The organism is Candidatus Methanodesulfokora washburnensis (assembly GCF_003947435.1).
In the GTDB taxonomy this organism is placed as follows: Archaea; Korarchaeota; Korarchaeia; order Korarchaeales; family Korarchaeaceae; genus Methanodesulfokora; species Methanodesulfokora washburnensis.
In genome coordinates, this window is the sequence record NZ_RCOS01000113.1 from 56,689 (window position 1) to 70,724 (window position 14,036).

Annotated in this window: 20 protein-coding genes, 5 tRNA genes and 1 pseudogene; 12 read left to right on the forward strand and 14 right to left on the reverse strand. The window is 41.9% G+C overall.

The window, feature by feature from the left end; genetic code table 11:
- Nucleotides 1-3 precede the first annotated feature (3 nt).
- From D6D85_RS09675 to D6D85_RS16370, 9 genes are all read right to left on the reverse strand, one after another.
- Nucleotides 4-1,206, reverse strand: coding sequence for an MFS transporter (locus tag D6D85_RS09675; RefSeq protein ID WP_125671840.1), 1,203 nt, complete (start codon nucleotides 1,204-1,206; stop codon nucleotides 4-6).
- Between the two features lie 17 nt (nucleotides 1,207-1,223).
- Nucleotides 1,224-1,472: a hypothetical protein gene (locus D6D85_RS09680; protein ID WP_202617274.1), complete on the reverse strand. Its 249-nt coding sequence runs from the start codon at nucleotides 1,470-1,472 to the stop codon at nucleotides 1,224-1,226.
- Between the two features lie 48 nt (nucleotides 1,473-1,520).
- A complete protein-coding gene (locus tag D6D85_RS09685; protein WP_161969812.1) occupies nucleotides 1,521-1,787 on the reverse strand; it encodes a hypothetical protein in 267 nt (88 codons plus the stop codon).
- Between the two features lie 11 nt (nucleotides 1,788-1,798).
- Nucleotides 1,799-2,008: a zinc finger domain-containing protein gene (locus D6D85_RS09690; protein WP_125671842.1), complete on the reverse strand. Its 210-nt coding sequence runs from the start codon at nucleotides 2,006-2,008 to the stop codon at nucleotides 1,799-1,801.
- Nucleotides 1,995-3,008: a DUF7343 domain-containing protein gene (locus D6D85_RS09695; RefSeq protein ID WP_125671843.1), complete on the reverse strand. Its 1,014-nt coding sequence runs from the start codon at nucleotides 3,006-3,008 to the stop codon at nucleotides 1,995-1,997. The genes D6D85_RS09690 and D6D85_RS09695 overlap by 14 nt, the downstream gene beginning before the upstream one ends.
- A gap of 20 nt (nucleotides 3,009-3,028) precedes the next feature.
- Nucleotides 3,029-3,103 (reverse strand) — tRNA-Ile (locus D6D85_RS09700).
- A gap of 17 nt (nucleotides 3,104-3,120) precedes the next feature.
- Nucleotides 3,121-3,194 (reverse strand) — tRNA-Ala (locus tag D6D85_RS09705).
- Nucleotides 3,195-3,239: 45 nt separating this feature from the next.
- A complete protein-coding gene (gene prf1 / locus D6D85_RS09710) occupies nucleotides 3,240-4,481 on the reverse strand; it encodes a peptide chain release factor aRF-1 (RefSeq protein WP_125671844.1) in 1,242 nt (413 codons plus the stop codon).
- The gene (locus D6D85_RS16370) at nucleotides 4,438-4,647 is read right to left on the reverse strand and encodes a hypothetical protein (protein WP_161969813.1); all 210 of its coding nucleotides are present in this window, start codon (nucleotides 4,645-4,647) and stop codon (nucleotides 4,438-4,440) included. Before D6D85_RS16370 ends, prf1 begins: the two co-directional genes overlap by 44 nt.
- On the opposite strand from D6D85_RS16370, the pseudogene D6D85_RS17225 reads away from it, so the two are divergent.
- Nucleotides 4,559-5,671: pseudogene (locus D6D85_RS17225) on the forward strand (putative sugar nucleotidyl transferase); the annotation flags it as partial. The gene D6D85_RS16370 and the pseudogene D6D85_RS17225 sit on opposite strands and share 89 nt — an antisense overlap.
- A gap of 100 nt (nucleotides 5,672-5,771) precedes the next feature.
- Here the strand turns inward: D6D85_RS17225 and D6D85_RS09720 are convergent.
- Nucleotides 5,772-5,858, reverse strand: a tRNA-Cys gene (locus D6D85_RS09720).
- Between the two features lie 104 nt (nucleotides 5,859-5,962).
- Between D6D85_RS09720 and D6D85_RS09725 the strand changes: the two genes are divergently transcribed.
- The 7 genes from D6D85_RS09725 to D6D85_RS09755 all read left to right on the forward strand — a co-directional run bounded on the left by D6D85_RS09725 (nucleotide 5,963) and on the right by D6D85_RS09755 (nucleotide 7,789).
- Nucleotides 5,963-6,038 (forward strand) — tRNA-Arg (locus D6D85_RS09725).
- A 27-nt stretch (nucleotides 6,039-6,065) separates the two neighbouring features.
- Nucleotides 6,066-6,431, forward strand: a complete 366-nt coding sequence (locus tag D6D85_RS09730; protein ID WP_272914437.1) for a hypothetical protein — start codon at nucleotides 6,066-6,068, stop codon at nucleotides 6,429-6,431.
- On the forward strand, nucleotides 6,431-6,982 hold the full coding sequence (locus D6D85_RS09735; protein ID WP_125671846.1) for a DNA-directed RNA polymerase: 552 nt from the start codon (nucleotides 6,431-6,433) through the stop codon (nucleotides 6,980-6,982). Before D6D85_RS09730 ends, D6D85_RS09735 begins: the two co-directional genes overlap by 1 nt.
- Complete coding sequence (gene spt4, locus D6D85_RS09740; protein WP_125671847.1) at nucleotides 6,979-7,167, forward strand: transcription elongation factor subunit Spt4; 189 nt, start codon at nucleotides 6,979-6,981, stop codon at nucleotides 7,165-7,167. Before D6D85_RS09735 ends, spt4 begins: the two co-directional genes overlap by 4 nt.
- Before the next feature lie 78 nt (nucleotides 7,168-7,245).
- A complete protein-coding gene (locus D6D85_RS09745; RefSeq protein ID WP_125671848.1) occupies nucleotides 7,246-7,536 on the forward strand; it encodes a 30S ribosomal protein S24e in 291 nt (96 codons plus the stop codon).
- A complete protein-coding gene (locus D6D85_RS09750) occupies nucleotides 7,511-7,723 on the forward strand; it encodes a 30S ribosomal protein S27ae (RefSeq protein WP_125671849.1) in 213 nt (70 codons plus the stop codon). The genes D6D85_RS09745 and D6D85_RS09750 overlap by 26 nt, the downstream gene beginning before the upstream one ends.
- Nucleotides 7,714-7,789: transfer RNA gene (locus D6D85_RS09755), tRNA-Arg, on the forward strand. The genes D6D85_RS09750 and D6D85_RS09755 overlap by 10 nt, the downstream gene beginning before the upstream one ends.
- 36 nt (nucleotides 7,790-7,825) lie before the next feature.
- On the opposite strand, the gene D6D85_RS09760 is transcribed toward D6D85_RS09755, so the two are convergent.
- The 3 genes from D6D85_RS09760 to rsmA form a co-directional block, all read right to left on the reverse strand.
- Nucleotides 7,826-8,404, reverse strand: coding sequence for a nicotinamidase (locus tag D6D85_RS09760; RefSeq protein ID WP_125671850.1), 579 nt, complete (start codon nucleotides 8,402-8,404; stop codon nucleotides 7,826-7,828).
- Nucleotides 8,405-8,696: 292 nt separating this feature from the next.
- Complete coding sequence (locus tag D6D85_RS09765) at nucleotides 8,697-9,293, reverse strand: HemK2/MTQ2 family protein methyltransferase (protein WP_125671851.1); 597 nt, start codon at nucleotides 9,291-9,293, stop codon at nucleotides 8,697-8,699.
- Nucleotides 9,235-10,059 (reverse strand): 16S rRNA (adenine(1518)-N(6)/adenine(1519)-N(6))-dimethyltransferase RsmA, encoded by an 825-nt coding sequence (gene rsmA / locus D6D85_RS09770; protein ID WP_125671852.1) that lies wholly within the window; start codon nucleotides 10,057-10,059, stop codon nucleotides 9,235-9,237. The genes D6D85_RS09765 and rsmA overlap by 59 nt, the downstream gene beginning before the upstream one ends.
- A 40-nt stretch (nucleotides 10,060-10,099) precedes the next feature.
- Here rsmA and D6D85_RS09775 point away from each other — a divergent pair, with 40 nt between their 5' ends.
- Complete coding sequence (locus D6D85_RS09775; protein WP_125671853.1) at nucleotides 10,100-11,548, forward strand: RtcB family protein; 1,449 nt, start codon at nucleotides 10,100-10,102, stop codon at nucleotides 11,546-11,548.
- Between the two features lie 46 nt (nucleotides 11,549-11,594).
- Entirely contained in the window at nucleotides 11,595-12,278 is a 684-nt protein-coding gene (locus tag D6D85_RS09780) for an FKBP-type peptidyl-prolyl cis-trans isomerase (RefSeq protein WP_125671854.1), read from the forward strand.
- Between the two features lie 119 nt (nucleotides 12,279-12,397).
- Here D6D85_RS09780 and D6D85_RS09785 read toward each other — a convergent pair whose 3' ends face one another.
- Entirely contained in the window at nucleotides 12,398-12,832 is a 435-nt protein-coding gene (locus D6D85_RS09785) for a UPF0179 family protein (protein WP_161969814.1), read from the reverse strand.
- A 103-nt stretch (nucleotides 12,833-12,935) separates the two neighbouring features.
- Here D6D85_RS09785 and D6D85_RS09790 point away from each other — a divergent pair, with 103 nt between their 5' ends.
- Together D6D85_RS09790 and D6D85_RS09795 are read left to right on the forward strand one after the other, a co-directional pair.
- Nucleotides 12,936-13,358, forward strand: a complete 423-nt coding sequence (locus D6D85_RS09790; protein ID WP_125671856.1) for a hypothetical protein — start codon at nucleotides 12,936-12,938, stop codon at nucleotides 13,356-13,358.
- 131 nt (nucleotides 13,359-13,489) lie between these two features.
- Nucleotides 13,490-14,023 carry an ATP-binding protein gene (locus D6D85_RS09795; RefSeq protein WP_125671857.1) on the forward strand — a complete coding sequence of 178 codons (534 nt, stop codon included), beginning with the start codon at nucleotides 13,490-13,492 and terminating at the stop codon, nucleotides 14,021-14,023.
- Nucleotides 14,024-14,036: the final 13 nt, after the last annotated feature.

A 14,036-nucleotide genomic window follows, 5' to 3' on the forward strand; every position in this document is an offset into this window, starting at 1 on the left:
GCACTATCCTATATTCTCTTTTCTCAGTAATATGTAGATCATAAATATATAAAATAGGTAGATCAATCCTGTGGTAAATACAGGGGAGTCCAACCCCACGGCATCCATCATAATACCTCCTATCTGGGCAGAGACAGAGTTGGGCAGGTTCCACAGAAGCTGTGAAATAGCATTAACAGTTCCTCTATCCCTGCTATCACAGCTCTTCATTATAAGGGCTTGCCACAATGGGTTGACAGCATTCATCAGGATGTTCCTTGGTACTAGGATAGACAAAGCCATTGGAAAGTTGTGGGAATATGGAAGCATAAGGAGTAGTATAGTGGCAGAGAGCTGGGGTATGATAAGCCCTCTCATCATACCTATCTTCCTCACCATTATGGGAGCTGCTAAGTAGGCTAGAGATCCGGCTATATTGCTGAGTAAATTTACTGATCCTATCGGACCTGACTCAACTGAGAATTTCTTGCTTAAGTAATATGGAAGCAGGGGTATTGCAAAACCAGCACCAAACCCTATCAAGAAGTTCAAAAAGAAGAGCTTGGCTAGAAGCTTATTTATCCTAATTTTTCTTATATTCCAGGGCTCTGCTCTCTTATCCATGCTTTCTCTCACAAATATTACTGGTAGAGCAGACAGAAACATGAAAAAAGATGCTGAGATCAGCATAATCCTGTAAGATGAAAAATAGCTTCCTCCTAGTCTAACTAGGAACTCAGGAACCCAACCCAAGAGATTTCCAACACTCATACCGGCTGTTGAAAGGAAAAAGAACAAACTATAACCCTCCTCCATTCTATTCTCTGCCTTATCTGCAAGCAGAGCTGATATAGATGGTCCCCCCAAACCCCAGGCAATTCCGCCAAGTACAGCTGATAGAGCCAAACTACTTACATCAGTGGATATAACCACAATAAGCATAGAAAAAGCAGAAATCACAGAGCTTGCTATGACAGGACCTTTTTTGCCTGCAATATCGGAAATATATCCCCCTGGAACGACAAAAATGCTCATTGTTATGCCGGATATTAAGGAATACATCCCAATTATCGTGCCAGAGTAGCCAACAGCTTTCAGGTAGAGTTGCCATATGGTGAAGTAGATGCCATTTCCTATGCCAAATATCAGCTCTGAAAGAATAACCAGCTTTGCATCTCTTCCAAGTTCTCTGTAAGATCCGATCCACTTAACCACAAAATCTCGCATTTATCAACCTCTAAGAATCACTCCTCATCCGGTGTAAGAAAGCTAGTTCCCTCAGCAAGCTCTACATTTAAAATACCTTTCTTTGATCCCTCATAAACTCTTATCTTTCCATTCAGCTCAAGTTTCATCAGAGCCTTTTCCACATCGGATATTGAGATCAGAGGGTCTATAGCTCTAGCCTTCTCATATATCTCCTGCTCTGTCATCACTCGTCTCTCCTCCTTCAGTATCTGATACACTATATACCAAGACGGAAATCTAGGCATCTTATACCACTGCTTCTACAATATATATATAACTTTACTAACTGCTTTTTATACTCTGCTTATTCTGTCCAGCTCGAAGGAGCTTATTCCCTTTACTTCTCCGAGTATCTGTTCGACCTTATCGGAGATCTCCTCCTTATCTGGGCCCACTAGGAAAAGTTCTAGCTGTGATACACCAAATCCTATTGGTTCCTCTCTATAATCAGCTACCTCCACACCAAACTCCCCAAATCTCTTTTTGAGCTCTTCTACTATATCAGAAGGCTTTCTCTCACCATCCAAAATTGCCCTAAACACTAAACCAAGTTTTCCCATGAAAATCACCCTTAAGGTCCTCTGAATCCACAAGCTGGGCATACATAGTCATTTACATGCTCCCTGCACTTGTTACATCTAACTATCTTAGCTTCTCCACAGTTAGGGCACTTGAATACGACGACGTTTTTCTCATATGTCACTCTTCTACCGCATGACACGCAGTAAAGCTCCTCATCAGCCCTCACTAACTCGATCTTCATCATTCTAGCCGTGCTCATGTGACCTCTCTCCCTTGCCTGAAGCTAGACCGGATGCAGATATAAAGTTCTCTGTCAACCTAACAACAAAAGTCTTGCCAACCCTTTCCCTCTCCAGGACTTTTCTGTCGACAAGATCAGACACTATTCTGCTTATCTTCGGCCTTGAAAAGCCGGTAACCTCTGATAAATCATCTTGGCTTATCTCTTTTCTCCCCGAAACAATTTCTATTATTCTTCTCTCGTCTGGAGAGAAGAACTGGAGTATGTCCGAAGCCTTTCTTCTCCTGTTCAGCATCACGATAGCAAACAAAATTAAAGATGAGATTAGAATTACAATGACAAGAATTATATGGATGTTGCCAGATGTTTCTTCAGATCTACTATGCCCCACTGTTACATTTACAGATCCCATTTCTATCACCTCAATTCCTAGTGATTTTATCTCGCTCATCATCCTGCTGCTGAGGCTCTGGTCAATTACGTAAACTGTTTTTACTGAGTTCATCTGATGCAACAAGTCCCCCAAATTTGGGAGCGAACCATTTGAGGAGTACACTATCGGGGCTGATTTATTCATGGATAGAAGGAGGGCTGGAAGGTAAAGCTCTGGTCTCAGGCCGTCAACTATTATCAAGCTGTTTGCATCCCTCCAATAATAGGTAGCCAGGTTTATGGAGGTCTCAACTCTGTTTACTCCTCCTATTCTCTCAGCAGTAGCTATCTCGCTAAGCCTTCTGTAGAAATCCTCCGGTATTGCATTTGGCTGTCCTATAACCAGCACTCTGATGTTCTTCTTGAATTGAGAAAGTCCCTCAATCATGCTGATTATTTCCCCATCATTCTGCCCTGGAAATAGGAGAAGGACCATGGATCCTGTTTTTTTGGCATATGCTGTTGCCACGGTCCAGTCCGGATATATATCCCCTCTCACTATTATAACATCATACGGGTTGCTCTGAGCTACTACTATGAGGAGGTTCAGCATTATCAGAAGCATTAGCAGAAGAGAGAACCTCATTTCAATCACTTCTTAATTAATGGGCCCGCGGGGATTCGAACCCCGGACCTTCCGCTTATCAGGCGGACGCTCTAACCAGGCTGAGCCACGGGCCCTCCAAACCATGATTAAGTGGACCGAGGGGGATTCGAACCCCCGACCTCTGCCTTGCGAAGGCAGCGCGCTACCAGACTGCGCCACCGGCCCCTCTATTAGCTACCATCCAAAATAAAAATCTCCTTATTTTTATAATTAAACTACCTCATATCTAAGTATTGCAGCTATTCCTCCAAAGGCTCTTAGCTGTTGACCCCACTCGGTTCCTGCTGATATCACATATATCGATGCTCTTGTCTCCTTGGCTAGCTCCTCTATATAGTCAACGATATCCCTCTCCTCTATATCAAATGATGTCGCCTTGCAGTTAGGACAGACCCAGCTCTCAGAGTACATTCTCTCTAAACTCTCTTTATCAACGTATTTAACCTCCTCATACTTACAATTTAAGCACCTTCTTCTCGCTAAGAAGATGTTTATGTCCTCCAGAAGTAGTACTTCTTCCACAGAACCGTTTTTAAGTTGTTCTATCACGCTTTCTATTCCATAAGTGACGATATTTGGCTTCTTTGAGAGCAATGCAAGAAATTTCTCTACCTCTTGCTTCTCCCTGAATATGGATGCTTCCTTCATGAGCTCCTCCGACTTAGATATAAGCTCCCTTATCCCTTGGCTCTCTGTGTAAGATGTCGGTATGTTTCCCAATATCTTCTGCTTTAATCTGTAATCCAAGTAGTCACCTGAGGCAAACTCCTCTCTTGCATCCCCCGGACCACCTATTATCAACCCCTCAAGTTCATTTAGCATGGGAACGAATATCTTGTTTGCCTCCTCGCCAACCTTATTGTAGAAGTGCTGTACTCTTTCCTCTCTTATTCTCTCAAATCTCCTTTGGCTTTGTCCTCCAGCACTGTGTTTCGGTGGTATATCAGAGCTTAGCTCAGATACTATCTCGTAAGAGGAGCCTCTAAGCACGGCAATAGTAGCCCCCCCTCTATCCATCACTATCAACCCATACGCCTTCTTCTCCTTGGTCATGTCTAAGAGGGGCTCTAGATAGAACTCATGATCACAGATGTATCTGAAAGATTGGACAGGTTCAGGAGGCTCCACAACATAGATCTCAATTTTTTCAGTTCCTCTCTCAGATCCTCTAGGTATGGCCCCACAAAACACCACAAGACCATTGTCGGGAACTTTTCTGTAGAGCTTAAGCCTCTGAATTATGCTTTCTATTGCGCTCTGCACATTTTTCCTTGTAAGCTTGTCCTTTATATTCCCTGCTTGATCGTACTCCTGTCTAAGATACTTTATCACATCGTATATATTTCGCCCTGGAGGGATGTAGAGGGATATGAGCTCTGTCCCTCTCCCCCTCTTGGACTTCAGGTTCTCAAGCAACCTCTTGAAGTTGTACATTGTCAGCTGTTCCAGCAAAGGAAACCACCCATCTTTTCATCCTTTTCATCCCTTTCTCAGAATAGGTTAAAAAACTTGGTGCTTCACATAGGCTGATGATAGTCCTCTTCGAGGATGAGGGATATGTGAAGCTGAGGCCCATCTCAGAGCTGAATGCCATACCAACTTTTATTCTAGGAGCCATTTCGCTGGAAAAAAGGATAGAAAAAGTGTTTAAAGAAAAACCTGTGCTTCTTTTGAGGGAATATCTTGTGGAGAAGTACTCTGAGCTTGGATACAATGTTAAACCAGTGACCGACGAAAAAACTATATTCATAAACTCTAGAACAATTGCTACCTCAGAGGCAGAATCTCTTTTAAACTTAGGAGAAGGGGAGGCAGTCCTGAAAGGAGGCAGTATAGTGGCGGCATGTCTCCCAAAAAAAGTGGCTAAAGATGTAATAGAGAGTTACTCTCCTGAAAAAATAAATAAAATCTTGCTTAAAAATTCAGTAAAAAGAAGAGAACTTGAAATAAATCTAATAGAATATCCATGGGATATTATATCGAAAGGATTGAAGCTTCTGAAGGAGGATCTTATGGGAATAGACGGAAGCAGGATACCCGAAGAAGTCAGAGTGATAGGACACAACAATGTGTTCTTGGATGAGGAGGCCGAAATACAAGGTCTTGTGACAATAGATGTAAGGGAAGGGCCAGTTATCATAGAAAAAGCGGAAGTGGAGTCCTTCTCGTATCTATCGGGTCCTCTTATAATTAAAAAAGGCTCGAAGATATTTTCAGGAGCTCGAATAGATTCCTCCTACATAGGGGAGGTCACCAGAGTTGGAGGAGAGGTAAGTTCATCCTTTATCATGCCCTTCTCGAATAAAAGGCATTTTGGATTTCTTGGTCATAGTTATGTCTGTAGCTGGACAAACATAGGTGCGGGAGCTGTTACATCAAATCTAAAGAATACTTATGGAGAGATAAGGAAGAAGACAAGCACTGGAGTTTTACAAACTGGAATGGAAAAGCTGGGGAGCTTTTTTGGGCAGCATTCAAAGATATCTGTAGGAACCATGCTCTTTAGTGCAACTTACGTTGGCACAGCGTCCCATGCAATGGGCTTTGTTTTGGAGGATATACCCCCCTTCATCATTTATAGAGGTCATGGAGTTGCTGATGAGCTAGAAATAAGCTCAGCAATAAGGACTTATGAGAGGATGGCTTCAAGAAGGAACGTTGAACCAAGCAAAGGAGAAATAAAAGCTTTGAGATCTCTATTTGATATGACCTCGGAGGAGAGAGCTGAATTTCTGAAGAAGAAGCCGGGTGGGGGATTCGAACCCCCGTAATAGCGGGTATCAGCCCGGAGCCTGCAGCCCGCCGCCTTGACCACTCGGCCAACCCGGCCTGCATTTACAGTTAAGCTTCTATTTAAACTTGTCATCATCTACTAATAGTATTCCATTTTTAAGATCCGATAGGATTAAATTTCATCTCGTTTTACAACAAATGGGCCCGTAGCTCAGCAAGGATTAGAGCGGCGGCCTCCTAAGCCGTAGGTCGCGGGTTCAAGTCCCGCCGGGCCCGTTTTAAAGGGGTGCAAGATTTTTGAGATTGGTTTTAATAGATAGTTCTTTCCTTATGGGAATGGTTCAGAGGAAGAGAAGGATAAACCTAGATGAGGCGATGGAGCTGGTGGGTCCATCCAAGCTTATTGTGTTGAGAGAGTGTATTGATGAAGTGAGAAGAAAGATACCAAATCAAAAAATACTTCCAATTCTAGAAAAATTAGGGGTAGAAATCATTGATTCCAATTTAAAGGGTCCTGTTGATGATTTAATAGTGGAGTTTGCGGAGAAAAACAAAGCTATAGTGCTTACATTGGATCTTGGGCTTAAAAGAAGGCTTGTTGATAGAGGGATACCGGTTATATATCTGAGGGCAGGAAAGAAACTTGTGCTGGAGGCGGGAGGGATCTGATGTACTACATAGTTGAGGTTGAGGATATCGGCTCCCTTAAGCCCAGCGAGCTGGGTTCTGATGTGAAATCAGTGCTTCTAGAGAAATTCAGGAGGAGATATATCGGAAGGTATTTTAGCGATATAGGAATCGTGTTGGATGTATTGGATGTGCTGGAATATGGGGAGGGAAAATCTATAATAGGCAGCCCGGATGTATATGTCAAGGTAAGACTAAGCCTGCTCTCATATATGCCAAAAGTTCAGGAGCTAGTGGAGGGAGAGATAAAATCAGTAGGTGAATATGGAGTGACCCTGAGCATGGGTCCTGTAGAGGGTTTCATACACATATCTCAGCTGGGGGATGACATATTCGTTCAGAGATCTGATGGGCTTTATGGAAAAAAGACAAGAACAACGTTCAAGAGAGGTGACATAGTGAGAGCAAGAATAACTGCCGTGACGAAGCCGGATTATACAGCCCCGCTCAAGGGTGAGCCGATAATAAAGGTATCACTGACATGCAGGCAGCCCGGTCTCGGTAAGGTGGCAGAGGGAAGGAGTGAAGAATGAAGTATAGAGCATGCAAGAAGTGCAAGATTCTTACCGACGAGGATAAATGTCCGATCTGCGGTTCAACAGATTTGACAGTTCACTGGGAAGGGATAGTCGCTGTAATGGATCCTGCAACATCCGATGTGGCCAAGGTGCTGGGGATAACTAGACCGGGAATATACTGTCTAAGAGTTCTAGAATAATAAAATAAATATATGAAGGACCAAACTTTTATATAGCTAACTGCTTAATTGGCCAGCAGAAGAGCAGAGGTGTTCTTAATGAACGTTCTATCAATGGAGAAGAGGGAGAATAAACTCCTAAACAGAATCGAAGTGATAGCAAGGGTGGAGTTTCCTGGAGGGACTCCAAGAAGGGCGGAGCTTAGGGAGGAAATATCCAAAAGACTGGGCAAGCCTGTAGATCTCGTTTTCATAAGGAAGATATTGACCGAGTATGGAAAGAGGGAGGCCCTTGTAACAGCTACTGTTTATAACAGAAAGGAAGATGCTCTTAAATTTGAGCCGGCTCACATAATAAAAAGGAATGAGGAAGGAGGAAAGGGTAAATGAGGTGGTTAAGTTGGTTAGACATGCTTCTACTCAGGTCTGGAAATTTTATGAGATTAAAGAGGATAAGATTTTGTTGAGAAGAAAGAAATGTCCAAGATGTGGATCTTTTATGGCAGAACACGAGAACAGATTTTCGTGCGGTAAATGTGGGTACACCGAATTTAAAACCAGTATTAAGGGCCCGTAGCTCAGCAAGGATTAGAGCGGCGGCTTCCGGAGCCGTAGGTCGCGGGTTCAAGTCCCGCCGGGCCCGTTTACAGGCAATCTGTTTTAGAGGAATTCAGAAGCATCAGAACTTTATCTCATTTATGCTGGCTAGTATTGCTCCTGAATCTATCATTTCCTCCTTCGCACGGATTTCATCTTCCCTCCTTATTCCTTTAATGGCTTCCTCAACAACAATGGTCTCGAATCCAATTTCCAATGCGTCCAACACGGTGGATTTGACGCAGTATTCCGTCGCAACTCCTCCTATAAACAGTCTTTTTATACCCTTTTCCAGTAATATGTCGTGAAGGTTTGTTCCCTGAAAACCGGAGTACGCCTCTTTATCTCTCTCAGTTCCCTTCGATATTATAACGACATTATGGGGAGCTCTCAAGTTTGGATGAAATTCAGCACCACTAGTGTTCATTACACAATGAGGAGGCCATGGTCCCCCTCTATCTGAAAAGGATATGTGATCCCTCGGATGCCAATCCCTTGTAAAGACAATAGAAAGACCCTTGGATGAGAAGAGTTCAATTAATCTATTCAATGGATCAATTATTATATCTCCCTGAGGAACAGGAAGAGCTCCTCCTGGCATGAAATCTCTCTGCACATCCACAACAATTAGACAGGAGCTTCTCGTTACAGCTAACCTCATAGAAATTTCTTACACTGTCAGATTTATACCTTTTTCTATGCGGCAAAAAAGGTTCCCAAAAAAGATGGCATTGGCAAGTATAGGAGGGTAAACTTTTTATTTCCTCTAACTGAGTTTTCCCTTATGTCACAGGAATGCTGTATATATGGATGCAATGAGCCAGCTGAAAAGGAGCTGGATAGATCCGTTATCCCAGTGATACAGGCTCTGAAACTCAGGTTGAAGGATGAGAAATCTCCTATAAAAGTTTGTAAAAAGCATTACAATATGATAAAGAAAGCTAGGAAAGGGCTCACTTGAGTCGTATTTTAAACACTATTAATCTCTCAAACATAAGTTTACTCTCTGCGATAACATCCCCTCTAAGTCCTTTTCTTTCCAAAAGATGGAGGGTCTTCTCAATTCCATTCCTCTCTGTCTGAAGCAAATAAGCCTCTCCTCCGGGTGATAAATGATTATTAAGACCCAGGAGAAATTTATCTATAACACTTCTTCCAAAGGGAAGACCACCAGCCCAAGCTGCATTCTCAAATCCGGATCTCTTCTCCGGAAGATAGGGAGGGTTGAATACTATCAGGTTAAATTTTCCTCTGATGGCTGAGAACAAATCACAGTTGACAAATAAAGTGTTATCAACATTGTTTCTGGTGCTATTCACCCTAAGGGCGATTCCTGAGGCTGGATTTATGTCAACTCCTATCACAGGATCGAATCCCTTTTTTGCCAAGTATACTGCTATTGCACCAGAGCCTGTACCCATATCCAGTGCCTTTCCTCTTACCTCTACGCTCTCCAGCACATCAAGGAGCAAAAGTGTGTCTTCTGCTGGCTTATAAATGCCATGAGGAACCTCTATATACATCTTTTTTATTACTATAGCTTCGTTCAATTTTATCACCTATAGATAGAGCGATCTCCAGAAACTCATCCGGGGATAGATTAATCGATCTCTTTTCGGCTATTCTTCTGTCCTTGATAGGTAAAATTTTTCCAATTTTCCTTCTTCTTTTGGAAAAAGCAGTCATTACCACTCTGAAGAGAGTTTCAATAATATCTCTGCTTATTCCTTTTGGAACAAGGGATATTATAAGTGAATCTACTTTAGGTGTCGGGATGAAGTTAAATCTACTTATATAGCCAGCTATCTCAATGTGAAAAACTACTTGCGAGAGGACAGATATCCATGTGTATTTTCTAGTCCCAGGTCTTGCCTTAAGCTTACCAACAAATTCCTTCTGAAGAACTAGGACAGCCTTTCTGAAATCTGATTTTAAAAGGGAACTTACAAGCCTTGATGAGATGTTATATGGAGGAACAGATACTATCTTGCTGAACTCTTTCGATGGAAGAAGGGACATCATATCCATGCACAGAACCTCAGCTTTTCCCTCAAATTTCCTCTCTAGGTATGAACAAATTTTTCTATCAACCTCAACTAGAATCAGTTTTCTCGGATTTCTCCTCACCAACTCCTCCGACAGGAAACCAAGACCTGCTCCCATTTCTATAACTACATCCTCGCTGGATATATCTGCTGTATCACATATCTTTTTTATTGCCTCCTTTGATATAAGAAAATTCTGTCCAAGCCTCTTTTTTGGCCTTATTCCCAGATAGTCCATCAGGGCCAGTGCATCCTCTCTTAGATCCATCATGACATTATGTTTATATTCAGGATTTTTATCCTATCCCTCGATGAGCGAGAAAATATTCAAGAAAATAGATGAAACTAAGTGGCTTCTCCCTCAATCATATAAGCAGGGGATGAGAGTTCCTGGACTAGTGATAGCCACAGAGAAGCTGATAGAAGGGATAGAGAAGGAGTCCATAGACCAGCTCGCAAACGTGGCAACGCTTCCAGGGATATATAAGTATTCACTTGCAATGCCCGATATACACACAGGATACGGCTTTCCAATAGGTGGTGTTGCTGCTTTTGACTACGAAAATGGAGTAATAAGTCCAGGAGGAGTAGGTTTTGACATAAACTGTGGGGTTAGGATACTGAGGACAAATCTAACAGAGAAGGAAGTTAGACCTCATCTGAAAAGGCTGGTTGATGCCATATTCTCAAATGTGCCATCAGGTCTAGGAAGTCAGAGTGGTTTGAGGCTTTCTTTCGGCCAGTTAAACGAAGTGCTTGTTTCAGGAGCTGAATGGGCTGTCAGAAACGGATATGGATGGGAATCAGATCTAAGAAGGTCCGAAGAAGGAGGTAGAATGGATGGAGTTGATCCGGATACAGTAAGCCAGAGAGCCAAGTCAAGAGGGGCTTCTCAGCTGGGAACGCTGGGAAGTGGAAATCACTTCTTAGAGGTACAAAGAGTTGACAGAATATATGATCAAGAGGCAGCAAAGGCAATGGGGATAACCGAAGTGGGGCAGATAATGGCAATGATACACACAGGAAGCAGAGGTCTTGGACATCAGGTTGCATCAGATTATCTCGATATAATGCTTAGTGAGGCAAACAAACTCGATTTCAAGCTTGTCGATAGGCAACTTGTATGTGCATACTCTAAAACAAAGCTTGCTGAGAGATACTTCAGTGCTATGAAGGGAGCGGCAAACTATGCATGGGCAAACAGGCAGGTGATAACTCACTGGGTTAGGGAGGCGTTCTCAAAAGTGTTCAATAGATCTCCTGAGAGCATGGAAATGGACCTGATATACGACGTAGCTCACAACATAGCAAAGCTTGAGGAACATGATATCGATGGAAAGAAAGTAAAAGTTTTTGTTCACAGGAAGGGAGCAACAAGATCCTTCCCGCCCGGACATTCAGATGTTCCACCAGAGTACAGACAAATCGGGCAACCTGTTCTAATACCTGGGTCCGAGGGAACAGCTTCCTACATAATGCTCGGAACGGAGGAGGCAATGAGGTTATCATTTGGAACAAGTGCTCATGGAGCTGGAAGAGTGATGAGCAGGGAAGCAGCAAAGAGAAAATACAGAGGGTCTGAGATAGTCTCAAGCCTGGCCCAACGTGGCATAATAATAAAACCTGCATCTCTAGCAGTGGCGGCAGAGGAAGCTCCAGGTGCGTATAAAGATGTTGATGAAGTGGCGATGGCAACTCATAAAGCGGGTATAGCTAAGCTTGTGGTGAGACTCACACCAATAGGAGTTGTAAAGGGATAAGCTGGAAGTTTTTATACGGATGTTTTTAGCAAGAGAAGGTGGTCCGATGACAGAGAAACCATTTGCTTGGGTTAACTTGACCTTTAGGGATGCCCAAACAGGAAAAGTATATGAAACTACTGAGGAGGAGGTGGCAAGAAAAGAAGGGATATACAACGAAGACTATTCCTATGAACCAGTTCTTCTAATACCTGGAGAGAGCGGGCTGAAGAAAATAGACCTTTTTGTGGAGGAAAATGAAGAAGGTGCTAGAGCAACAATAGAGTTATCGCCGGAGGAAGCATTTGGCCAATATGATCCGGATAAAGTGAGGGTTTTCTCAGTAAAAAGGCTGGAAAAGGAGGGAATAAAAGACGTGAAAAAGGGAGATGTGTTGAGGGTAAATGGGGAGAGAGGAACCGTGATATCAGTAGATGGAGGGAGAGTGAGAGTTGATTTCAATCATCCTCTTGCTGGAAAGAGGTTGCTAGTAGATGTTCACATAGTAAAAAAGGTGAAAAACAAGGAGGACATTGTAAGGGCTCTTCTAATAAGGAACTTTGACATACCATTTGACACCGAGGTGGAAGTTAAAATGGAGGAAGATAAGGTGGAGATAAATCTTCCCCCAATAGCGTACACAAAGAGGGATGCGACCTCAAGGAAGCTCAGATTTTTATCTGATATAATGAAATACACTGATATAAGAAAAGTTGTGTTCAGAGAGGAGCATGTTGTGCCTAGAGATTAATCAGTGCATTTAAGGAAATTTCTAAAGGCTTATAAAGATTCGGCTAAGTCAACATCTCTTTTTGATTTTATACAAGAGATCTATGAAAAGTTATTTTAATCCTCTAGCTAAAACTGAAATCAATATGGTCTTATAATGCATAAAACTAGCCTCTCTCCCTCATATTCGCCTAAAAAACCCTCTACTTTCTTTACAAGGACTCTATCTCCCGGCTTTATTCCCACTGGATTGCACAGAGTGTACATATCTTTCCTTAAATCATTGCATTTTATAGAGGTAAAGTTCACTATAGCGCCCTCAATTGCAACTTTTTCGGGTAAAGCAGCTCTCACATCCGACATAGTTATTTTAGCCGGTTTTACCTCCCCATGAACAGGACATTCAAATGTTTTCTCTCTTGTTTCAATTATTCGGTAAATTCTCCCGGATATGAGACCCTCTACGCATGCTGGTCTATGTTTGCACTTGTTGCACTCAGAGGCAGGAGACACAAAGATAAACGACTCATCTCGATGAGCAAGATAACTTGGGACAAGGACGATCCTCTCAAACATACCAAAGCAACACTGGGTGAACATATAAGAAGGATAGCTTTGTAAGACTAAAGTTTAGTAAAATTATAATAGAGCTTTATTACTTAGGAACCCTAGGTAAAATATGCCTCTCGCACATGGGCTGGTTGTAAAATATCAAGCTCAATTTAATGAAGTAGTATCTGCTGTTATGAAGGTTAATGAGGCATCAAATGTGTACCTAGAAGTTATAAACTCTAAGCCAAGAATTGCTGTGTTCGTAGGAGAAAAATTTTTCTTTAGGGCAGAGAACTACCTTTCTGTCACATCGATAGCTTTCGATATGGAGAATGGAACCACTATCTTAAAAATAATATCCACAGCAGGGAGAGATTCCTCTATTTTTGGGTTGTTTTCGGACTTCGGTTCATCAAGGGACTACTGTTTTCAAGTAGCTGATAGCATATCACAAATTCTTGGAATAAAGTATGAAGTAGTATGCGATATTGATTATCTTGATGCAAATAGATCTAAGGAGATGCAGCTGCCTTTTAGCAGTTCTAATTAAATTATTATGAGATATATCACTATTAAATATATCTCCTATCTTATAAATAAATGATTTTTTGTTAGTCTGTATTACTGATTTACTATAATATGAACTAACAAATTTAAATTTTAGATCTCCTCGATGCTTTGTTGGAGGCTAAATTAAGCTCTATTGCAGACGCTCTTTTACAGAAGAACTCTCTGATGATCTATGGTAGATCAGGAGCTGGAAAAAGCTTGCTGATGAATAAGATATCAACTTATCTAGCGGAAAAAGGAGAGAAAGTTCTTTATATATTCAATCATCCGTCGGCAATATCTAACATATCTGTTTCAACAGAAAGGATAGTCCTTCTATCCATGAACAGTAGTGTTCTGGCTAAAACCCTAATCCTGGCGGGAAATGCAATAAGAAAGGGATTTAGGCTTGTTGTAGTGGACGAAATCTCTTGGGATTTTCTTTACTCTCTTGCTGAGATGAGAGATATTCTTCTATGGGTATCTCTTCTCTCTAATTTGGCCAAAAGCTTTTCCAAAACACTTGTTTTAGTATCGGATGAAGAGCAGGCAAGTCTTAAGTTGGCATCTAGATATGTAGATTCGGTAATAAGAGTTGATAGATCTGGAAATATGATATCCTTAGAATGGAACACTGGAACTAAACTTCTTTTCAAGCTTTTTTAAATTCCCCATTAGA